Below are 22466 nucleotides of genomic sequence, written 5' to 3'. Positions count from 1 at the left end.
GTTAATAATTAAAGGGAATATCTCCTACCGTCATTCTTTTAAGGGAATAGAAAATGAAAAAAACTTTGCTTGCGCTAGGAATGTGTTTGCTTGCGATAACTCAAGTCGCTCATGCAGAAAGTCGTCTACAAGAGATCTTAGATAAAGGTGTGTTGCGTGTCGGGACGACAGGGGATTGGAATCCGATGACGATGAAAGATCCAGCGACCAATAGCTATCGTGGTTTTGATATCGACGTCACCTCTGAGCTTGCTAAAGATCTTGGTGTTAAGGTGGAATACGTCGCGACCGATTGGAAAACGCTAGTCAATGGCATTACTGCCAACAAATACGATATTACGGGTAGTGCATCATTGAATATGTCACGAGCGAAAGTTGCGGGTTATAGCCAACCGTATTTCTACCTTGCGTTTGTTCCTGTTGTACAAAAGAAAGACTTAGCGAAGTTCTCTGATTGGGCTGACTTTGACAAACCTGATGTAAAAGTGGCGGCTACGCTGGGGACAGTGCAAGAAAAGATGGTCAAAGATTTCTTTCCATCTGCACAACATATTGTGATTGAAGCGCCTGCGCGTGATTTCCAAGAATTATTAGCTCGCCGCGCTGATGTATCGGTAACATCCAATGTAGAAGCGGCAACGTTGGTGACCAAGTTTAAGCAACTGGCGATAGTGCCGGTGAAGGAGCCTCGTAAGCCTACCCCTATTGCGATGCTGCTACCTCAAGATGATCAAGTATGGATTAATTACATCAATCATTGGGTTGAGTTGAAGAAAACCCAAGGCTTCTTTGAGCAAACCGCTGAAAAGTGGGGACTGAAGAGCATGTAAGTTCGTTGCTTATTGTTACTATCACAGAATAAAAGAGCCGCTCAGCAGCGGCTCTTTGTTTTAATTAAGATGACTTTGAATTGAATCTAAAGCTCGTCTTCACTCACTACGCGAGCATTGTCTGGAGTTGTGAAGTGTTTAGATAATTCACGGTTAGACAAGATGTAACCCATCCATAGACCACCCATACAGATGATGATTGCAACACCCGTTACCATCTGAGCTTGGCTTGCCATCGCTGCTACTAGTGCGCTTGATAGGCTGCTCACGGTAATTTGCAGGCTGTTTTGCAAACCAGCTGCGGTTGCAGGGCTTTGCTTCGCACTTGCCAATGCACGGTTTACTACGATTGGGTACAGTGCACCATTCGCTACCGCAATCAAACAGAAAGGCGCTAGGATTGGCCAGATGGAGGTCAATTCCCACTGCGAAGCTACAAAGATAAGCAACGCGGCAACACTGAATAAACCGATCAACTGACGCAGAATTTTTTCATCACCAAATTTGCGAACACCAACTTTACCTAGGTAACCACCCACCATGAAAGCAATGGTTTGTGGGATAAAGCTCAAACCGATGTCTTTTGCTTCGTAGCCGAGTTGAGACATGATTTCTGGCATACCTGTTAGGTAAGCGAAGAAAGCTGCAGATGCCGTCGCAAACATAAACACGTTGCCTAGGTAAGTTTTAGATCCTAGAAGTGCTTTGATGTCAGACGACATGCTGGTTTGTTTTGTTTCTGCCTTTTCATTTTTTTGCGCCATTGTCGCAACGACAAGCAGTACGCCCATCAGTGTCAACGCTACAAAAATACTATGCCAGCCAAAACTATCTGCGAGCAGTACACCTAACTGAGGTGCTAATGCTGGAGACAGAGCCACCAGCGGCATGATGGTCGCAAAAATCTGCTGGCTACTGCTAGAGTGACGTTTGATCACCATCGCTTGCCAAATAACAGCTGGGGCACAGACACCAATTGCTTGAACAAAGCGCAATGCTAATAGTTGCCACACTTGCTCACTGAATGCGAGACCGAAGGACGCAACAGTAAACAGCACTAAACCAGCTGCCAGTGTATTACGGTGTCCAAATTTGTCTGAAGCCAAGCCCCACATCAATTGACCAAAAGCCATACCAACAAGAAATACGGTCAGTGAAAGTGCGATTTGTTCTGGACCTGTTGCAAAGTCGATTTCCATCGCTTTGAACGCAGGTAGGTACATATCGGTCGCAATAAAGCCAAGCATAGACAAGGCTGCAAGGTAAACGAGTTGTAGTTTTGATATTTTCATGATTCAACCAATCAAATTATTTAATCATTTTTTAGTCAATATCAGTTGGCGCCAACCCTGATTTATTTACCTCGCCATTCTATTTTTCGATTTTAAGAAAATAAAACGCTAAAATTATTGGTTATCAATCAAAAATTTTGAAAGGTCGAAATCATGTTCTCCAAGTCTTCACTGGAAATGCTCGATACCGTTGCTCGATTGGGCAGTTTTACTGCGGCTGCTGAAGTGCTGCATAAAGTCCCTTCTGCGATCAGCTACGGTGTTCGTCAAGTAGAGCAAGATCTCGATGTAGTGTTGTTCCGTCGATTACCGAGAAAAGTGGAACTGACACCAGCTGGAGAGCTGTTCATTGAAGAAGCGCGTTTAATGCTACGACAAATGGCTGAAGTGAAAGCGCAAACTCGCCGCGCGGCACATGGTTGGCAGTCAACATTGAAGCTCACACTGGATAACGTGGTTAAGCTCGATAAGCTTAAGCCTTTGGTTGAAGATTTTTATCGTGAGTTTGAATTTGCTGAGCTGCAAATCAACATGGAAGTGTTTAACGGCTCATGGGAAGCGATTGCCCAAGGGCGTGCTGATATTGTCGTCGGTGCAACGTCAGCGATTCCAGTTGGGGGGGATTTTGAAGTAAAAGACATGGGGGTATTGGATTGGGCATTTGTTATGTCACCTGCGCACCCTTGTGTTCGCCAGCAAGTCCTGACAGAAGAGTTTGTGAGTCAATTTCCGGCGATCTGTCTCGATGATACCTCGAACGTGCTGCCAAAACGTCATACTGGTCATTATCCGAAACAGCGTCGTCTGCTGTTACCTAATTGGTATAGCGCGATCGAATGTCTGAAGAATGGAGTAGGAGTCGGTTACATGCCGCGCCATATTGCCATGCCACTGATCCACGATGGTGTGCTGGTGGAAAAAGTCCTGGAGGATGATAAACCGTTGAGCCAATGTTGTTTGGTGTGGCGTAAAGATGACAATCACAAGTTGATTCAATGGATGGTGGATTACTTAGGCACACCAAATAAACTGCATCAGGATTGGCTGCAGTACTAACAAAAAGCCACTTTCAAGGAAAGTGGCTTTGGCGGCTCTAAGACAAGAAAAACTTGTAAGACGGGTTATCTGTTTCGTCTTTGCATTGATAGCCAAGTTCGCGCAAATGCGCAGAAAACTGAGCTAAATCGCTTTCATCTAACTCGAAACCACATAAAACGCGTCCGTAGTCAGCCCCGTGGTTACGGTAGTTGAACAAGCTGATATTCCAATGGGTACCGAGTGTACTCAAGAACTTCAGTAGCGCTCCCGGATATTCTGGAAACTCAAAGCTGTAGAGGCGTTCTTTGAGTGGCTTAGATGGCTTACCACCAATCATGTAGCGTACGTGCAGTTTCGCCATTTCATCATCAGAGAGGTCAACCACAGGGTAACCACCATCACGCAAGTCATGGATGATGTTTTCTAGTTCTTCCTGACCGCCTTGCAAACGCACACCGACAAAGATATTCGCCAGTGCGTCATCGTTGTAACGATAGTTAAACTCCGTTACGGCACGACCGCCAATGAGGTTACAGAACTCAAAGAAGGCACCTTGACGCTCAGGAATGGTGACCGCAAGCAGGCCTTCACGTTTCTCACCAAGCTCGCAGCGTTCAGAAACATAACGCAAACCATGGAAGTTGGTGTTGGCGCCTGACAGTACGGTGCCTAGATTTTTGCCTTCGAGTTTGTTTTGCTCAGCAAACTTCTTTAAGCCCGCTAGAGCAAGTGCGCCGGAAGGTTCTGCGATAGCACGAGTATCTTCAAAGATGTCTTTCACAGCAGCGCAGATTTCATCACTGGAGACTGCGATATGCCCATCAATGTACTTTTGGCACAGACGAAACGTCTCTTCACCAATGCGCTTTACTGCGACGCCATCGGCAAACATGCTGACTTGGTCTAGTACGACTGGCTCGCCAGCATCCAAAGCTGCTTTTAAGCATGAAGAGTCTTCTGGCTCGACCGCAATTACTTTGATTTCTGGCATCAACTGCTTCACAAGCACCGCTACGCCTGCGGCTAAACCGCCACCACCAACAGGTACGAAGATGTAATCCAGGTGACCATTTTGCTGCAGCATTTCCATGCCGATAGTACCTTGACCTGCAATCACCAGTGGATGATCGAATGGTGGGACAAAGGTATAACCGTTTAACTCGGATAGGCGCTCAGCTTCCGCTTTTGCTTCATCAAAATTACTGCCATGCAGCACCACGTTGCCACCAAACCCGCGTACCGCATCGACTTTGATATCTGGTGTGGTTTTTGGCATCACAATGGTGGTTTTTATGCCTAGCTTTGTACCCGAAAGCGCCATGCCTTGGGCGTGATTACCTGCGGATGCAGCAATGACACCAGCGGCTTTTTGTGCTTCAGACAGGCTTGCAACCATGTTGTAAGCGCCGCGCAGTTTGAACGAGTGTACGGGCTGGCGATCTTCGCGCTTGATTTGCACATTGTTACCAATGCGTGCAGCAAGGCGAGGCATTTCTTGCAATGGGGTGACTGTCGCAACTTCATACACAGGAGCTCGCAAGATCTGGCGCAGATAATCTGCACCAGATTGGTTTTCCTGTTTTAAGGGAAAGGGTTGACTCATAAAGCTAGCCCTCGAGCTTAGATTTGTCTCGTACTGCACCTTTGTCAGCACTGGTTGCCATACTTGCGTAAGCTTTGAGTGCAAATGAAACTTCACGTTGGCGGTCAACAGGTTTCCAGCCTAGTTCGTCTTGTTTTGCACGTCGCTCAGCAAGCTCTTGTTCAGATACTTGGAGTGAAATTGAACGATTTGGAATATCAATTGCGATCATATCGCCTTCTTTTACCAGACCAATCGCACCGCCATTTGCCGCTTCAGGAGAGGCGTGACCAATAGACAGACCTGATGTGCCTCCAGAGAAGCGACCGTCAGTCAGAAGTGCACACTCTTTACCGAGTCCCATCGATTTCAAGTAAGTGGTTGGGTACAGCATTTCTTGCATGCCCGGACCACCTTTAGGACCTTCGTAGCGGATAATTACCACGTCGCCCGCTTTAACTTTTCCGCCTAAGATGCCTTCAACGGCGTCTTCTTGGCTCTCGAAAACCACGGCAGGACCTGTGAACTTAAGAATGCTTTCATCAACGCCAGCGGTCTTAACGATACAGCCATCAAGTGCGATATTGCCAGATAGAACAGCTAGACCACCTTCTTGGCTGAAAGCATTGTCTTTGGCACGAATACAACCTTCAGCGCGGTCATCATCAAGTCGATCCCAGCGACAATCTTGTGAGAATGCTTGTGTAGTACGAATACCTGCAGGACCTGCGCGGTAGAACTTGAGTACTTCTTCGTCTTCAGTTTGGATGATGTCGTATTTTGCGAGCTGCTCTTTCATGGAAAGACCAAGTACGGTGCGCGCATCATTGTGCAGTAGACCTGCACGGTCAAGCTCACCAAGGATAGCCATTACACCACCAGCGCGGTGCACGTCTTCCATGTGATATTTCTGAGTGGACGGTGCGACTTTACACAGGTGCGGTACTTGGCGAGACAGGCGATCGATATCTTCCATATCAAAATCAACTTCGCCTTCTTGCGCTGCTGCCAATAAGTGCAAAATCGTATTGGTTGAGCCACCCATTGCGATGTCCAGTGCCATAGCATTTTCAAAGGCATCAAAGGTTGCGATGTTGCGTGGTAATGCGGATTCGTCATCTTGCTCGTAGTAACGACGAGTCAGTTCAACAATGCGTCGACCCGCGTTGAGGAATAGCTGTTCACGGTCTGCGTGAGTCGCCAACATAGAACCGTTGCCCGGCTGAGAAAGACCGAGTGCTTCAGTTAAACAGTTCATCGAGTTTGCGGTAAACATGCCTGAACAAGATCCACACGTTGGGCATGCACTGCGCTCGATCTGTTCGCTTTGCTCATCAGAAACTTTTGGATCTGCGCCCTGGATCATTGCATCAACAAGGTCTAGCTTGATGATCTGATCGGAAAGCTTGGTTTTACCCGCTTCCATAGGACCACCAGAAACAAAGATAACAGGAATGTTGAGACGCATTGATGCCATCAACATTCCCGGAGTGATTTTGTCACAGTTAGAGATACACACCATAGCATCGGCACAGTGTGCGTTTACCATGTACTCAACGGAGTCTGCGATCAGTTCGCGTGAAGGCAATGAGTACAGCATGCCACCGTGACCCATTGCGATACCATCATCAACGGCGATGGTGTTGAATTCTTTTGCGATACCGCCAGCTTTTTCGATTTCGCGTGCTACAAGCTGACCCATATCTTTCAGGTGTACGTGACCCGGAACAAACTGAGTAAATGAGTTTACTACTGCGATGATTGGTTTACCGAAGTCTTCTTCTTTGACGCCAGTGGCACGCCATAATGCACGTGCTCCCGCCATGTTACGACCATGTGTGGTGGTTGCTGATCTATATTTTGGCATTTCCTAATCCTTCTTACTTCTGTTCTGGGTACACATAGTCTAACCAGCCCCACTTATCTTCCGTGGTGCCGTTAAATAGGCCGAAATAGGCCGCTTGTAGTTCTTTGGTGATAGGACCGCGCTTACCGCTGCCTACTTCAATTTTGTCGATGGTTGCAACAGGCACGACTTCAGCGGCTGTGCCTGTCATGAAGACTTCGTCAGCAAGGTAAAGGGCTTCACGAGCAATGTTTGCTTCACGAACTTCATAGCCTTTATCACGCGCAATGGTCATGATTGAATCGCGAGTGATGCCTGGCAGAATAGCGCTGGTTGCTGGTGGTGTTGTGATGACGCCATCTTTGATAACAAAGATGTTTTCACCTGCGCCTTCCGATAAGTAACCATCTACGCTGAGAGCGATGCCTTCATCATAACCGTGACGACGAGCTTCACCGCCAACGAGCAGTGAAGATAGGTAGTTACCACCTGCTTTCGCTGCGGTAGGGATAGTATTTGGTGCTGCACGGTTCCAGCTTGAAATCATCGCATCAACACCTTTCTCTAACGCTTCTTCACCTAGGTAAGACCCCCAAGGGAAAGCCGCAATGATCAGATCCATTTCAGTGCCAACAGGCGGGCAAACACCCAAGCCAACATTGCCCACAAAGCCCAATGGACGAATGTAAGCACTGTCGAGCTTGTTCTGGCGAAGGGTTTCACGTGTTGCTTCCATAATTTCTTCCACAGAGTATGGAATCGGGAAGCGGTAAATCTTGGCTGAATCTTTTAGACGTTGCGCATGTTCACGGTGACGGAAGACAATTGGTCCTTTTGGCGTGTTGTAACAGCGTACGCCTTCAAAAACAGAGGTGCCGTAATGCATTGCGTGAGTAAGAACGTGAACGTTCGCTTCAGCCCACGGGAGCATCTCGCCATTAAACCAAATGTAATCTGCAGTTTTCGTTGCCATTTATTGCCTTCCTTATGCACTTACGTGTTGTTGTAAGTTGTGATTTGGGAGTTCATCGTTGCGGATCTTAAGTACTTCTACGGTACGAATATCCCACAACTTCTCAATTTGATTGACCAAGAACGAGATAGGTCGATCGCTGTCGACGATGATCTCTACGCTGGCTACTTTGCTTTCATGGTTTTGGGTAGCTGCGACTTGTTTGATCACAAAGCCTCGGTGACGAATCACACGAAGAACGCGCTCTAACAGTACCGGTTTGTCGTCGGCTTTGATGTCGAGTAAATATCTGTCCATGTGATTGCCTCTTAAGTGTTTTCCAACATGTCACTATTTGATGCACCTGGCGGTACAAGTGGCCACACGTTTTCTTCCTCATCGATTAAAACGTGAAGCATGTAAGAAGTCTTACTTTCTAGCATCTCTTTGAGAGCCGGTTCGACTTCTTCTTTCTTGGTGATGGTCTTGCCCGGGATATCGAAGGCTTTTGCAAGCATCACGAAATCTGGGTTGTCATCAAGAATGGTTTCGCTATGACGACCGTCGAAGAATAGCGACTGCCATTGGCGAACCATGCCAAGACGTTGGTTGTTAAGAAGGACTATCTTCACTGGAATCTGACGACGCTTTAGCGTGCCCAACTCCTGCACGTTCATCATAAATGAACCGTCACCTGTAATAAGGATAGACTGATCATCAGGACGTGCGACCGCGGCACCCATTGCGGCTGGCAGACCAAAACCCATGGTGCCAAGACCGGCCGAAGTGATGAAGTTTTGCGGATCGCGTGGTTGGATATGTTGTGCTGCCCACATCTGGTGCTGACCGACGTCGGTCGACACAATTGAGCTATCCGGCATCATGTCAGACAGTTGTTTGAGTAGTAGCGGTGCGTAGATCAACTCGCCTGGGTGGTCGTAACGCCATTTGAATCCGCTACGCAGACTTTCGCTGTGATGCACCCAAGGGGAGATATCTTGAGTCAGTTCTAGTTGAGGAAGAATCTTGCTGATTTCACCGCGAAGTGGTGCATTAGCATGGCGAAGCTTGTGAATTTCGGCTGCATCGATATCGATATGAATCACTTTGGCATGTGGCGCAAAGGTATCGAGTTTGCCCGTCACACGATCATCAAAACGAGCCCCAACCACAATCAAAAGGTCAGATTCTTGAACTACTAGGTTCGCAGCTTTAGTGCCGTGCATACCCAGCATACCTAAATAGTGAGGGTCATGACGTTCAATGGTGCCCAAGCCTTTCAGCGTGCTGACCGCTGGCATTGGGTTTAACCGTAGAAACTCGCGTACTGCATCTGTCGCTTTGGCAATCTGTACACCGCCGCCGACGTATAAAACTGGGCGAGTTGAAGCGGCAAGTACTTCTTGTGCGCGCTGGATATCGGCGTCACTTGCTAATGGAGGGGCTGGTGGAACAAAAGGAGGCAGAAGTTCTATGGGTGCTTGGGCAAGCTGAACGTCTTTGGCGATATCGACAATCACTGGACCTGGTCGACCTGTTTTTGCAACTTCGAACGCTTCGGCAAGTGTTGGAGCAAGGTCTTCAATGTCGGTCACTAGGTAGCTGTGTTTGGTACAAGCTAGGGACATACCAATCACATCCATTTCTTGGAATGCATCGGTACCGATATGAGAGCTAGCAACCTGACCTGTGATGGCTACTAGAGGAACGGAATCGAGAAAGGCATCGGCAAGACCAGTAACAAGGTTGGTGGCTCCTGGTCCGGAAGTTGCCATACAAACCGCAACGTCTTGTGTTGCGCGGGCCATCCCTATGGCGGCCATGGCAGCCCCTTGTTCATGACGACATAAGATGTGTTCCACACCTCCGTCATACAAGGCATCGTAGATCGGCATGATGGCTCCACCCGGATACCCAAACACCGTTTCGATGCCTTGTTGCCTTAAAGCGGCTACGACTAGTTCTGCACCGGTCATCGTAAACCTCCTTTGCTACGTTGTGGCTCGTAGCTATCGCCATGTGTTTTGCACTTCATGTGCACTCCCATTCTTCCCGTTAAGCTGTCTGAGGGTTAGACAGATGACAACTTGTAGTTGTAAAAAAACCCCCGGACTTTTCAGTGCGGGGGTTTTTCGTAATTTGTGGTTATCTTTCGCCCACAATACCCCGCGCGGTGCCAATAATGACCACGATAATCAGGGCTAGCAGTGAGTTGTTGTGAGCGAATAAGTTCATCTGTCTGTCGTTCTTTTTTCGTTAAAAAGTAGTGTGTAATGTTCTACGAAAATGTTTGCGTCACTAGTGGTAACACACAAATCTGCTGCATGACAAGCAAAAAGTCATTCTTTTTTCACATTAAGTACCATTCTGGACAGGCTATATAACATATCCATATAGAAAACATCTGGTTATATAGCGAACAAAAATTTGAGGAAATTATGGGGCTGGCAATCATTCATAGTCGAGCAAGTGTGGGTGTGCAAGCGCCGTCGGTAAGCGTGGAAGTCCACATCAGCAATGGGATGCCGGGGTTTACGCTGGTGGGTCTACCGGAAACCACAGTAAAAGAATCGAAAGATCGTGTCCGAAGTGCGATCGTTAATTCCAACTTTCAGTTCCCAGCAAAACGAATTACGGTCAATTTGGCTCCTGCTGACTTGCCCAAAGAAGGTGGGCGCTTTGATCTGCCGATTGCATTAGGGATTTTGGCTGCTTCAGAACAAATCGCGACAGATAAGCTCAAAAACTACGAATTTGTTGGTGAATTAGCCCTTTCTGGAGGGCTGAGACCTGTAAAAGGCGTGCTACCTGCTGCGTTGGCTGCGAACAAAAAACAGCGTCGTTTAGTGGTGCCTCATGCGAATGGTGATCAAGCGGCATTAGTGGGTAAAGAGCAGCATAAATCAGCCCAATCGTTACTGGAAGTGTGTGCTGAGCTTTGTGGTCAGCATCAATTGAATTTATATCAAACCCCGAAGAAAAAAGAGACCAAAACGCACGGTCGTGATTTACAAGACATCATTGGTCAACAACAAGGTAAACGCGCTTTAGAAATTGCTGCGGCTGGCAATCACAACCTACTTTTTCTTGGCCCTCCTGGTACAGGTAAAACCATGTTGGCATCACGGCTATGTGATTTATTGCCAGAGATGAGCGATGAAGAAGCCATGGAAACCGCTTCTGTGGCGTCGCTGACTCAAAGTGAAATCAATGAACACAATTGGAAGACGCGGCCGTTCCGCGCTCCGCACCATTCCAGCTCAATGGCTGCTTTGGTCGGAGGTGGCTCAGTACCAAGACCGGGCGAGATATCTCTAGCTCATAATGGGTTGTTGTTTTTAGATGAGATGCCGGAGTTTGACCGTAAGGTGCTCGATTCTTTGCGAGAGCCTTTAGAGTCAGGAGAAATTATTATCTCTAGAGCACAAGGTAAAACGCGCTTTCCTGCTCGATTCCAATTGGTTGGTGCATTAAACCCCAGTCCGACAGGATATTATGAAGGGAATCAAGCACGGACGAATCCACAAGCTATTTTGCGCTACCTTGGACGTTTATCAGGTCCGCTTCTAGATCGTTTTGATATGTCGCTGGAAATTCCTGCTCTGCCGAAAGGCACATTATCTGAAGGGGGCGATCGAGGGGAACCAACAGCGACGGTCAAGGAACGAGTAAATCAAGCACGCAATGATATGCTCAATCGCAGCGGTAAGGTTAATGCACTGTTGGGCAGTCGAGAGATTGAAGCGTTTTGCCCGCTACAAAAAAGCGATGCCGAGTTTCTAGAGAACGCTTTGCACCGCTTGGGATTGTCGATTCGCGCGTATCACCGCATCATCAAAGTTGCGCGTACTATCGCTGATCTGGAAGGTTCACCACAAATTGAACGAACTCACCTTGCTGAAGCATTGGGGTATCGAGCGATGGATAGATTACTCAAACAGTTGACGGCGCAGGCAGTATAAATTTAAGCCTGCTTTCGGTTGCGTTTATCTTGGTAGAGTGCTTGGTCAGCACGCTCGATACATTGCTCAAGACTCCCTTGGCACTCCACCAAGCCAAAACTGAATGAGATACCATGTAGATGGATATCATTTTCTACAAATTGGCGAATATTCAACAGGATGTCTTGAGCACTGGATAATGGCATGCAATCAAATAGGACGACAAACTCATCGCCACCAACCCGGTAGAGCGTGCCATTCTCTCCCAGTTTTTGCATCATTAAGGTGGCAAAGTCGATCAGTACTTTATCTCCAATAGCATGACCATAAGTGTCGTTAACTTGCTTGAATTTATCCAAATCAAGATAAGCCACAACGCAGCAGTCACAGCCCTTTTGTATGGCTGACATCAACGCTTTTTTATTTAATGCACCTGTTAGGTGATCGTAGTGCAGGCTTTGTTTTAACTGGTTTTGTTCTTCGATACGCGCTGTTATATCCCATGCCATCAATACGATATGACGCTCACCATTAACTTCGGTAAGGTAGCGCATCGATTCAAAGTGGTGATTTTGAAAGGTTTCAATATCCACTCGCATCGGGGCTTTGCTGTCGATCAAAGCTTGGTCGTTGCGTTTGCATTGAAGTAACAGATCTCGTAGGTCTTCGTTATCACAAGTTGTGATCATATTGTCTAAGCTGATGCCGAGAATGTCTTCTTCGAAGAAAGCACGGTAGCGCTGGTTGAGGGCGACATGTTCACCTGTCTCTTTTCGCACAGCGATAAAACCCGGAAAGTTCTTGGAAAGAACGCTCATTAAGTTTTGTTCGGAAGCGTATTGAGGATCGATGTGCATGTATGGCTCTCGCAAATAATAAATAGGGCGCATATTATCCACAAGAGCGTTCGATTGGCTATTGTTTGAGCAATGAATTGTTTTTATTGTGACGATCAGTCCATTTTATACTCGCAGCAAATGGATCCCATTTACTGCGAGTATCGATCTTAGAAGTTGTAGTTCATACCAACTGAAACTAAATATTCTTTCTCATCGTAGAAAGTGATATTCGAATCGGTATTGCTGTAGCCAGCCAGAGAAATGAACGACCAGTTTTGCCAATCGAATACATTTTCGTATTCGTATGCCGCAAACAGACTTAATGTGTCGTCGCTACGTGTTTTACCAAACGTGTTGCTTGCTGATTGGTAGTCTTTCATTGTGTAGCCAGCGGTTAAGGCAAAGCGGTGACGGTTCATAAATTGGAACCAGCTTAAGTCTAAACCATATGAATCAAATGACTCGGCATCACCAACGGCATCTTGATTAATGTAGGTTAAAGCTGGTTGTAGCATTGATGTGCGACTCAACGGGATACGATAATCACCTTTTACGTAATATACTTTCGCGTCACGGGCTAACGTGCGGTCAGTGACTTCATCTTTTTCCACATCTTTGTCTGCGTATGCCAAATCAAGATTAAAGTTGTCATCTAAGAAGCGTTTGATTTGGAAGCGGTACGCGTTGCCACCTTCGTCAGTGGTTTGTCTTGCAGAGCCTGTTTTATATGGGTTGCGCCACGTTTCACCTTTTAAAACGGTAGGAAGGTAAGAGACATCTAATATTGTGCCTGATGGCAATTGGTACTGATATCCTAACTGGAACGCTAAAGTACCCACTGCAATATCGGCACGCGTAGTACCAACGTATATTTGCTGGTTGAGTTTGCTACCAAATGTATAAGCGATGTTGCCTAATGGCGCAGCAATAAAGGAGCTATCACTCTCAGCGCTTTGATCGAGAGAGTTGATGGTGCTGCTATTATCGGTATTGAAATGAGATTCTGATGAAACGAAGCCTGCATTGAGCGAAATTTCACCGCTAAAACCTGCTGTTTCAGCAAGTTGAGCCTGAGCTGTACTGACGATAAGAGCCAAAGGCAGTAAGGTTAGCCTTGGATTCATTCGCTTTCTCCTTGTTTGTCGAATGAAGAATGTTAGTTGAGCGTTGGTCCGGTTTTACAGTGAAACAAATCTGACCATTATTACAAATATTCCAATGTGGCAACGGATTCGTATAATTACACGCTGTTTTATTGTTCACGTACACTAGTTACTGATTGGTTACCATGTTGGCATATTTGTTACTCATTTTTAACGCTTCTTTTGTGATTATAAATTCTGCGATTTGTTCCATCGCTATTTGTATCATTGCCATTTTTAAGCTTTTGCTTCCAACAGCAAAGCTCAAAGCCAAGGGTACCGAAGCTGCAAACAAAATGATGTGGGTTTGGGCTACAGTCAATGCAGGCATCCTTGCTTTGTTTAATCGCGTTGAATGGGATGTTCAAGGCGGAGAAAACTTAAAGAAAGATGGTTGGTACCTACTGATCAGTAATCATCTTAGTTGGACTGATATTGTTGTACTGTGCTGCGTATTTAAAGATCGCATCCCTATGCCTAAATTTTTCTTAAAACAACAGTTACTTTACGTGCCTTTTATCGGTATGGCTTGTTGGGCATTAGATATGCCATTTATGCGTCGCTATTCTCGTGAATATCTGCTTCGTAATCCACATAAACGTGGACAAGATTTGCAAACGACGCGCCGCTCTTGCGCCAAGTTTAAACATACACCAACTACAGTAGTGAATTACGTGGAAGGAACGCGTTTTACACAAGAGAAGCAGCGTAAAAGTCGAGCGGGTTATCAATATTTGTTGCAGCCAAAATCAGGTGGTATTGCTTATACGTTAGCGGCAATGGGTGAGCAATTTGAGAACATCATTGATGTGACCTTGGCATATCCAGATAATACGGAGAAGCCATTTAAAGATATTCTTATGGGGCGTATGACCAAGATTGTCGTGCGTGTGAAAGTGCTTCCTGTCGACGAACGTGTATTGGGCGATTATTTTAATGACAAGCCGTATAAACGCCAGTTCCAACAATGGCTTGGTGATGTTTGGCAGGAGAAAGATCAACTGCTGCAAGAAATACACAAATAAAGAAGGGGAGCACAGTGCTCCCCTTTCTTGTTTTTGCACAGATTACTTAAGCGTTAGCAAGTAGTTTACTAGTGCAAAGTACTCGTCCATTGACTTAATGCCTTGCGCTTGAACTAGGTACTTATTGTTAACGATAACTGCAGGAACGCCTGTTAGACCGCTGTTTTCAAATTGCTTGTCCATACGGCGAACCATTGAATCGACTGCGAAACCTTTGAATGCTGCGTCGAATTTTTTCGCGTCCACACCTTCGTCTAGGAAGATTTGACGAATTTCAGCATCGTCACGTGGTGGCTTACGCATGTTGTGGATACGGTTAAACATCACAGGCACCATCTTATCTTCTACTTTTAGAGCAACCATGGTCGCGTATGCTTTGCTCATTGAAGGCCCCATGTTTCCGCCCATGAAGGATACGTGGTTCTTCTGTAGTTTTACGCCTTCAGGTAGCTTTTGTTTCAGCTGCTGAATGATAGGCTCGAATGAATGACAGTGTGGGCAGTAGAAAGAGAAGAACTCAGTCACTACAGGCTTTTTCGATGCCTCTAGATCCAATACTTTGTAATGTTCACCTTCTTTGAATTGCGCTGCATGTGCCGACAGGCTTAGCATCAGCATAGAAAACAGTGCGAACAGCTTTTTCATTTAAATATCTCCATTTTGAATTGTTCGGCCTGACTTACCATTGAGGCATTAAAGACAGTGGTGCTTCTTCTAAGTTGGCAATCTGCTCTTTAAATGCAAGGACCTGACCTTCCCAGTATTTTGGCTCATTGAACCATGGAAAAGCGAGCGGAAATGCCGGGTCATGCCAACGTTTTGCTAGCCATGCCATATAGTGCACCATTCGTAGACCGCGAAGTGGTTCGATTAGTTTCAATTCTGCCGAGTTAAAGTCACAAAACTCCTGATAAGCTTCTAAGACGATATCCAACTGCATTAGTTTATCTTGGCGCTCACCATTGAGTAGCATCCATAAGTCTTGCACTGCTGGACCATTACGTGAGTCATCCAAATCGACAAACATGGGACCATCGCGCCATAAGATGTTGCCCGGATGGCAATCTCCGTGTAGGCGAATGGTATTGAAACCATCCTGCCAGTGGCTTTCAATCGATTTGATTAACATGTCTAAATCGTTGAAGAAGCTGTTCTCTAAATGCATTGGGATCATGTTAGCGTTTTGCAGAATCTTTCTTGGCTGATAAAGATATTCTTGCAAGCCAATCGTTGGGCGATGCTGGAAGGCTTGGCGGCTGCCTACTTTGTGGATTCGCCCTAAAAAACGACCCACACCTTCGAGCTGATCTAAGTTGTCGACTTCATATTGACGACCTCCCACACTCTCAAATAAAGCAAAGCCGTAGCCTTGGTAATGGTGTAGGGTGTGTCCGTTGATGCGCACGGGTGGAGCAACTGGGATTTCGTTGTCGATCAATTCAAGGGTAAAGTCATGTTCTTCTTGAATTTGTTCATTGCTCCAGCGCTCAGGACGGTAGAACTTCACCACATAGCGCTTGCGTTCTTCATCGGTGAACTGGTAAACACGGTTTTCGTAACTGTTGAGAGCGAGAAATCCAGATTCCGCTCGAATACCGATGCTCTCTAACGCGTACCACATAAAGTCTGGCGTGAGGGCATCAAAGTTGAAGGTGCCTTGGGACATATAAATAAAAAGGCTCATTGCTGAGCCTTTTTCCATTAATCATCGAAGTTATAGCTTCTTGATAAATCGACTTTCCACTTCGATAGTGAATTCGTTGCTCTTATCGGTGAGTATAAACTGAATTGTTGTGATCGCAGAGTTTAGCTTGTCAGGATCTGCGCCAAGGCTCATTGGTAAGTTTAATACTTCTCCTGGTTCAACTTGAATGGTTTGTTTGCCATACCAGCTGACATCACTCAAACCTTCGACGTTCAAGTCGTACTCTTGAACTTGTTGGGTCTTGTTGATCACTTTTAAGGTATAGGTGTTTTCTACTTCGCCAGAGCTGTTAACGCGGAACAATTGGTTACGGTCACGCAGCACGCTCATGCCTGCTGGATCAACCGATGCCACTTGTAAGAAGAACAAGCCAATCATGACCAACAGTACCGCACCATAACCAAGCAGTTTTGGACGCATGACTTTGGTACTCTTACCTGAGAGACGATGTTCGGTGGTGTAGTTGATCAGACCTTTCTCGTAACCCATGCGCTCCATGGTGTTGTCACATGCATCAATACACGCGCCACAGTTGATACACTCATACTGCAAGCCATCCCGGATATCGATACCAGTCGGACATACCTGAACACACAGATCACAATCGATACAGTCACCTAAACCAAGTTGCTTTGGATCGGCTTTGCGTGAACGAGGACCACGTTTTTCACCACGTTTAGTGTCGTAACCCACGATGAAGGTGTCTTTATCGAACATAGCCGATTGGAAACGCGCATAAGGGCACATGTGAATACACATAATAGAGCGCATCCAGCCAGCGTTACCGTAAGTACAAATAGCAAAAAACATTACCCAAAATACGGGCCAAAAGTTGGCATTAAAGGTGAAAAAGTCGACGACTAATTGCTTCATGGGTACGAAATAGCCAACAAAGGTAAAGCCTGTCGCAAGAGCTATCGCAAACCACGCAATGTGTTTGAGGGTTTTGCGCATGGCTAAATTTGCAGTCAGCTTATTGGAGTCCTGCTTTCGGCGTTTATTTGCACTGCCTTCGAGCTTCTCTTCAAACCAAATATAGATGAAGGTCCACACGGTTTGCGGGCACAAGTAGCCACACCAAACCCGCCCCAAGAAGGTGGTGATAAAGAACAGCCCAAACGCCGCTATTACAAACAGCAGTGCGAGTAGGGTAAGGTCTTGTGGATACAGCGTTGTGCCGAAAAAGTTGAACTGCTGGTTACCGATGTCCAGCAAAATGGCTTGGCGCTCGCCGTAAGGAATCCATGGTACCAATGCAAACAGCAACAATAAAAACCAACCGCCGTAGCGACGGAGTTTCTGAAAGGTGCCTTTACTTTCTCGAACATAGATTCGATTACTTGGGTTGAAACGATCCCCTTTCCCTTTGTGGGTTTTCGGGTTAAAGGTTTTTGGAGTCACATCTTTGATATCAATCTTATCCTGACTCATGCACACATCCTTCTTTAGGCTTTTTATAATGTACGGCGACACTTCTAGTGATGTCGCTCGATGACATTGCTGCTTCGTCCATGCCATGATTCATGGCTGAACATAATTATTTTAGTAAATACTGATGAACGGCGATTATACAATCAATAACAATTCCGTTTCTTTAACGCAGTCAACGTTTAACAACAAAAGTCAGTACAGTTAACCTAATAAATGACTGAACAGTTATAACCACCTTTTTAAACTGTTTGATTTAGTTATAAAAAAAGCGACTCAAATGAGTCGCTTATCAATGCTTGGGTGTTGAGCGGTTTACTTGATGATACCGCGTGCGCGTAGGATTGCTGTCTTGAAATCATCTTCTTGGTCTTTCTTAAGACCTGGGATCATTTCATCTTTGCCGCTGTTGCGCATTTTTAGGTGGTAGATCAACACGTCGTCGGTGAGATCTTCCAGTTTGCCTTCATAGCCAGCTTCATTTGCTAGCTTTAGGATGAACTGCAGCAGGTTCATTTCTTGGTCTTTATGCCACTCAGGCTCTAGAAGCTCAAGCAACTCTTCAATACGATGACACTTCATTTCTTTCTCCACAGAATTTATAGGTGTTATTTGCTACTAAAGGTATCAAATTGCTTGGCGAACACCAAATAGGAAAGGTAGGGGAGCAAAGAAAAAAGCGCGGTGATTGCCGCGCTTTTTAATTAAGCTGCTTTGATAACTTTGTTTGGAACACTTGGCATAACCGCTGTCTTCTCAACCAGAGTCATTGCTGGCGCAACTTGTTTTGCCTTTGGCGCAGTAGTGAAACCACTGCGACGGCGCATTGCACTACGATTAGTATGTGCGAACCTGACTGTTGTTGGGCGCATTTAGATACCTAACTGCCAGGCATATCCATTGCCGATGTAATGGCCTGATTCATTATGAGTTGAGCTTCAACTGCTTGAAGGGTGGCTCTTCTGGCTCTCGCCAATCCAAATAATGCATCAGGAATAACGATATGCATGCATATCATGTATAGGTTAGCACTCCTGCTATAATTGGTCGATAGTTGAGCAGTTGAATTGTATGGATTTTATGGTTTTCTGTGCGAAATCGAGACGAAAATTTGTTTTGATCCCATGATCAGCAGTAGTAGTATGAGATCTCTACGAAGGAGGTGCATATGTCATTTTTGAAGAAGACACTTGCGAGTTTTGGGATCGGCAGTGCTAAGGTCGATTCGATCCTAAACCAAGATGTACTGTATCCCGGTCAGAGCGTTGATGTTTCTATCCACGTGTATGGCGGAGCGACTGAACAAGCGATCGACAACATCGATCTGAAGCTTTGTTGCCGTTACATTGCAGAAGCGCCTGATGATCGCGGAGCTCGCGAAGGACACAGCATGCGTCGGGTACCGCAAACGCATGTGCTTGCTAAGTGGAACCTCCCATACGCATTTACTATCCATCCCGGCGAAGACCGTACTTTTGAGGTTAAACTCGATGTGCCTTGGAATACGCCTGTGACCATTGGTGATGCCAAAGTTTGGCTAGAGACCGGCCTAGACGTTGCGATGGCGCTCGACCCTACCGACAAAGACATTCTTACTGTTAGACCTGACCCACTTATGGATGCCATTTTGTCTGCTTTTGAATCGCAAGGTTTGCGTATCCGCCAAGTCGAGTGTGAAGAAGTGAAAGGCTTTGATTTGCCATTCGTGCAAGAGTTTGAAATGGTGCCAACCGATGGACCATATCATGGCGTATGGCGTGAATTAGAGTTTGTTGCTCATCGCGACGAGCAGGCTCTTAAACTTTGGTTTGAAGTTGACCGTACACGAAGTGGGGCGAGTGGCATGTTGGCGAGCCTACTAGGCAGCGGCAAACTTAAACGAGAACTGAGCATTCCAGTTAGCACCCAATTAGAAGATGTAGGTCCGCTGGTACTGAATTACCTTGAGCAAACCACTGCTGCCCACGAGTCATAATTTAAGCTTACACGTGTAAGCTTAATGTGCCATACTAGAGTGAATATTCGAAACTCTAGTATAGGCGCGTTCATGTCCTCACCACAGAAAGCACAATACAGTCAGGGCGAAGAGCTAGCCAACTCGATCACTCATGGTATTGGGATGATTTTTGGCATCGTTGGTTTGGTGTTGCTTTTAATCAAGGCGATCGACCACCAAGCGGATACGTTGACCATTACCAGCATGGCAATATACGGCTCTAGTATGATTGTCCTGTTTCTGGCATCCACGCTCTACCACGCCATTCCATATCCCAAAGCTAAACGTTGGCTGAAAACCTTCGATCACTGCGCCATCTATCTTTTGATTGCAGGCAGCTACACGCCGTTTTTATTGGTGAGTCTGCGTACTCCATTAGCGATTGGGCTGATGATTGTGATTTGGACCATTGCGCTGATTGGCATCATCATGAAAGTTGCATTTGTATATCGATTTAAGAAGCTATCTTTGATGACGTATCTGGTGATGGGGTGGTTGTCGCTGATTGTGATTTATCAGTTGGCGATTAATTTAGATATTGGTGGTTTGACACTATTAGCGGCGGGTGGATTGGTGTATTCAATTGGGGTGATTTTCTACGTAGCGAAACGAATCCCATTTAATCACGCAATTTGGCACGGCTTTGTTTTGGCGGGGTGTGTATGCCATTTCTTCGCTATTTACTACTTTGTCGAGCCTATCTAGTTGATAGAAATAGACTCGACTAAGCATATTTTATTGTATTAGCGGGTCTTCACTTCTAATACTTCTGCCGAGAACTGGTATTGCTGCGACTGCGGTACTGCCAGCTTGATTGCTTTACCTTGCTCAGCTTGTTGCGGACGTAGGTAAGTGTCTGCCATACGTTTGATGGATTGCCAAACTGTGACGCTTTCTTTCGCCAACGGTTTACCAGACATATCGAATACCTGTACTTCCACTTCAACCTGAATCACCGATTGTGAGCTTTGATTGGTTACTGAGGTCGGTAGGATCAGTTCACCGTCTTCATAACGCGCTGAACCAATTAACACATCCACACCAGAGTCGGACAGCTGCATTGTCGGCTTCTTCGCATTCACGACTATGGTTGTGCCCACTTTTTTGTTTACGACTGGAATTGTTGCAATCTCAGGTGCTTTAGTGGTTTGCGTGGTGACTGCTTCTACGGCTGTTGTTGATGCAACAACCGCAGCCGCCTCTACCGCCTCAACTTTTTCTAATGTGTTTTCAGACGCTGCTTTCTTCACGACGTACTCCCATGTGAAGTCGTCATTCAATTTTACTTCGCGCCCATCTGCTAGCTTCACGACTTCAGCTGCGTAAACGGATGAAGAGGCGAGTAGGGTCGCCAGAGTGATCCATGTTTTCATTGTTATACCTTTTATTTGAGTCTGTTTAACGGCGCCAAAACGCAGGGAAGAACAGTACAAGAATAGTCAGAATTTCCAAACGCCCCATTAACATACCAAAGCTTAATAACCATTTTGCAGTGTCAGGCAGTGGGGCAAAGTTACCCGTTGGCCCAATGATGTCACCCATCCCCGGTCCCACGTTTGCAACTGCGGTAATCGACCCCGAAATACTGGTGACTGGATCAAGGCCGAGAGCACTTAAACAACCAGCAATGAAGATGATGGTGATGAAAAACATCAAACCAAACGCCACCACAGAGCGAACAATATCGTCGTTTACAGGGCGTTGATTGTAGCGCTGAACAAAAACACCTGAAGGGTGAATAAGCTTCATGATTTGCTTGTTGAGTAGTGTCATCGCGATCTGAAAACGGAAGATTTTAATCCCGCCTGAGGTGGAGCCTGAACATGCGCCTGCCATCATCAAGAAAGCAAACAATGTCGATGGCAATGCGCCCCAAGCTGTGAAATCTTCCAGGCCAAAACCCGTCGTGGTGACCACTGAAACAATATTGAACATTGAAACTCGCAGTGCATCCAAAATGGTGTAGCCATCACGAAGTACCAACCAAGCGGCGACCACTAAGCTTGAGAACAAAAATAGGTAAGCAAAGCCGCGAACTTGGGCGTCTTTCATCAAGACATCGATACTGCGCTTACGTAATGCCGCTACGAACAGTAGGAATGGCAAACCACCGAGGAACATAAAGGTGGTCGCAACCCAATGAGCACCGTTGGAGAAATGGTTCATCGAACCGTCTGATGTCGAGTAACCGCCGGTGGATAGAGTCGTGAATGCGTGGTTGATCGCTTCAAACAGGTTCATGCCAGTTAACAAGTATCCCACGATACATAAGCCTGTCAGCATCAAATACACCAATACGATGTTCTTCGCGACAGTCTTAGCTCTTGGGCTGCTTTTGTCTGACCAATCGGAGGATTCGGTTTGGAATAGCTTCATACCACCAACGTTAAGCATCGGTAGGATAGCTACTGCCATCACGATAAAGCCAATACCACCCAACCATTGCAAGATAGAACGCCACAGTAAGATGCTTGGCGCCATGTTGTCTAAGCCACTAAGTACGGTCGAACCCGTAGTCGTGATACCTGACATGGTTTCGAAGTAGGCGTCGGTAAAGCTGATATGGTTGATAAAGACAAATGGCAGTGCGGCAAACGCACTGGCGATAGTCCATACCAAACTGGTGATGAGAAACATATCACGCACGCTGAGTTTGAATTTGGCGGTTCGACCAATCGTTAAACAGATAAAAGCGGCGAGATGAGTGATCACTACGGCTTGGGCGAAGTCGAGGAACCCGCCCGTACCAGTGAAAAACGCGACCAAAGTCGGCACGTACATAAAAAGGGCTAGTTTGGATAAAACCAGCCCGATAACAAACAGTACGGGACGTAAGTTGACCATAGGAAA

At 46.2% G+C, this 22466-nt stretch carries 21 protein-coding genes; 6 read left to right on the top strand and 15 right to left on the bottom strand.

The genetic code is table 11. From position 1 onward, the window contains the following. Positions 1–53: 53 nt before the first annotated feature. A complete protein-coding gene (locus ABMY42_RS23805; RefSeq protein ID WP_009699091.1) occupies positions 54–830 on the top strand; it encodes a transporter substrate-binding domain-containing protein in 777 nt (258 codons plus the stop codon). A gap of 86 nt (positions 831–916) precedes the next feature. Here the strand turns inward: ABMY42_RS23805 and punC are convergent, their stop codons facing one another. Continuing rightward, positions 917–2122 (bottom strand): purine nucleoside transporter PunC, encoded by a 1206-nt coding sequence (gene punC, locus ABMY42_RS23800; protein WP_005451019.1) that lies wholly within the window; start codon positions 2120–2122, stop codon positions 917–919. 153 nt (positions 2123–2275) lie between these two features. Between punC and punR the strand changes: the two genes are divergently transcribed. Continuing rightward, positions 2276–3178: a DNA-binding transcriptional activator PunR gene (gene punR, locus ABMY42_RS23795; RefSeq protein WP_005451018.1), complete on the top strand. Its 903-nt coding sequence runs from the start codon at positions 2276–2278 to the stop codon at positions 3176–3178. 37 nt (positions 3179–3215) lie between these two features. On the opposite strand, the gene ilvA is transcribed toward punR, so the two are convergent. Genes ilvA through ilvG form a run of 5 tightly spaced genes read right to left on the bottom strand, consistent with a single transcriptional unit; the run spans position 3216 to position 9516 of the window. After that, positions 3216–4763 (bottom strand): threonine ammonia-lyase, biosynthetic, encoded by a 1548-nt coding sequence (gene ilvA / locus ABMY42_RS23790; protein ID WP_005429804.1) that lies wholly within the window; start codon positions 4761–4763, stop codon positions 3216–3218. Between the two features lie 4 nt (positions 4764–4767). Beyond that, positions 4768–6609, bottom strand: a complete 1842-nt coding sequence (ilvD, locus tag ABMY42_RS23785; protein WP_005451017.1) for a dihydroxy-acid dehydratase — start codon at positions 6607–6609, stop codon at positions 4768–4770. Between the two features lie 13 nt (positions 6610–6622). Next, entirely contained in the window at positions 6623–7561 is a 939-nt protein-coding gene (ilvE, locus tag ABMY42_RS23780; protein WP_005451015.1) for a branched-chain-amino-acid transaminase, read from the bottom strand. 12 nt (positions 7562–7573) lie between these two features. Next, positions 7574–7858 carry an acetolactate synthase 2 small subunit gene (gene ilvM / locus ABMY42_RS23775; RefSeq protein WP_005440786.1) on the bottom strand — a complete coding sequence of 95 codons (285 nt, stop codon included), beginning with the start codon at positions 7856–7858 and terminating at the stop codon, positions 7574–7576. A gap of 11 nt (positions 7859–7869) precedes the next feature. Then, a complete protein-coding gene (gene ilvG / locus ABMY42_RS23770; RefSeq protein WP_009699088.1) occupies positions 7870–9516 on the bottom strand; it encodes an acetolactate synthase 2 catalytic subunit in 1647 nt (548 codons plus the stop codon). Between the two features lie 462 nt (positions 9517–9978). On the opposite strand from ilvG, the gene ABMY42_RS23765 reads away from it, so the two are divergent. Next, complete coding sequence (locus ABMY42_RS23765; protein WP_283312147.1) at positions 9979–11502, top strand: YifB family Mg chelatase-like AAA ATPase; 1524 nt, start codon at positions 9979–9981, stop codon at positions 11500–11502. Between the two features lie 2 nt (positions 11503–11504). Here ABMY42_RS23765 and ABMY42_RS23760 read toward each other — a convergent pair whose 3' ends face one another. Further along, positions 11505–12338 (bottom strand): GGDEF domain-containing protein, encoded by an 834-nt coding sequence (locus tag ABMY42_RS23760; RefSeq protein ID WP_349266864.1) that lies wholly within the window; start codon positions 12336–12338, stop codon positions 11505–11507. A 149-nt stretch (positions 12339–12487) separates the two neighbouring features. Next, complete coding sequence (locus ABMY42_RS23755; RefSeq protein WP_009699087.1) at positions 12488–13444, bottom strand: DUF2860 domain-containing protein; 957 nt, start codon at positions 13442–13444, stop codon at positions 12488–12490. Between the two features lie 164 nt (positions 13445–13608). Between ABMY42_RS23755 and ABMY42_RS23750 the strand changes: the two genes are divergently transcribed. Continuing rightward, complete coding sequence (locus ABMY42_RS23750; RefSeq protein WP_005451002.1) at positions 13609–14487, top strand: acyltransferase; 879 nt, start codon at positions 13609–13611, stop codon at positions 14485–14487. 42 nt (positions 14488–14529) lie between these two features. Here ABMY42_RS23750 and ABMY42_RS23745 read toward each other — a convergent pair whose 3' ends face one another. The 5 genes from ABMY42_RS23745 to ABMY42_RS23725 form a co-directional block, all read right to left on the bottom strand. After that, the gene (locus ABMY42_RS23745; protein WP_005451000.1) at positions 14530–15132 is read right to left on the bottom strand and encodes a thiol:disulfide interchange protein DsbA/DsbL; all 603 of its coding nucleotides are present in this window, start codon (positions 15130–15132) and stop codon (positions 14530–14532) included. A gap of 34 nt (positions 15133–15166) precedes the next feature. Further along, the gene (locus ABMY42_RS23740) at positions 15167–16153 is read right to left on the bottom strand and encodes a serine/threonine protein kinase (RefSeq protein ID WP_005450998.1); all 987 of its coding nucleotides are present in this window, start codon (positions 16151–16153) and stop codon (positions 15167–15169) included. Between the two features lie 48 nt (positions 16154–16201). Further along, on the bottom strand, positions 16202–17623 hold the full coding sequence (gene ccoG / locus ABMY42_RS23735) for a cytochrome c oxidase accessory protein CcoG (RefSeq protein WP_005450996.1): 1422 nt from the start codon (positions 17621–17623) through the stop codon (positions 16202–16204). Positions 17624–17935: 312 nt separating this feature from the next. Continuing rightward, complete coding sequence (locus tag ABMY42_RS23730; protein ID WP_005450994.1) at positions 17936–18202, bottom strand: YihD family protein; 267 nt, start codon at positions 18200–18202, stop codon at positions 17936–17938. Between the two features lie 122 nt (positions 18203–18324). Further along, complete coding sequence (locus ABMY42_RS23725) at positions 18325–18492, bottom strand: hypothetical protein (protein ID WP_005450993.1); 168 nt, start codon at positions 18490–18492, stop codon at positions 18325–18327. Positions 18493–18788: 296 nt separating this feature from the next. On the opposite strand from ABMY42_RS23725, the gene ABMY42_RS23720 reads away from it, so the two are divergent. Next, positions 18789–19595: a sporulation protein gene (locus ABMY42_RS23720; protein WP_047517495.1), complete on the top strand. Its 807-nt coding sequence runs from the start codon at positions 18789–18791 to the stop codon at positions 19593–19595. Positions 19596–19667: 72 nt separating this feature from the next. Continuing rightward, positions 19668–20321, top strand: a complete 654-nt coding sequence (locus tag ABMY42_RS23715) for a hemolysin III family protein (protein ID WP_005450987.1) — start codon at positions 19668–19670, stop codon at positions 20319–20321. Between the two features lie 38 nt (positions 20322–20359). Here the strand turns inward: ABMY42_RS23715 and ABMY42_RS23710 are convergent, their stop codons facing one another. Further along, entirely contained in the window at positions 20360–20989 is a 630-nt protein-coding gene (locus ABMY42_RS23710; protein WP_005450985.1) for a DUF3157 family protein, read from the bottom strand. A gap of 25 nt (positions 20990–21014) precedes the next feature. Then, on the bottom strand, positions 21015–22460 hold the full coding sequence (locus tag ABMY42_RS23705) for a TrkH family potassium uptake protein (RefSeq protein WP_005450983.1): 1446 nt from the start codon (positions 22458–22460) through the stop codon (positions 21015–21017). Positions 22461–22466 lie beyond the last annotated feature (6 nt).

The organism is Vibrio sp. SSH13-20 (assembly GCF_040104475.1).
GTDB classification, from domain to species: domain Bacteria; phylum Pseudomonadota; class Gammaproteobacteria; order Enterobacterales; family Vibrionaceae; genus Vibrio; species Vibrio harveyi.
Note: the sequence above shows the minus strand (reverse complement) of the source record. Positions and strands in the feature narration are given on the sequence as shown.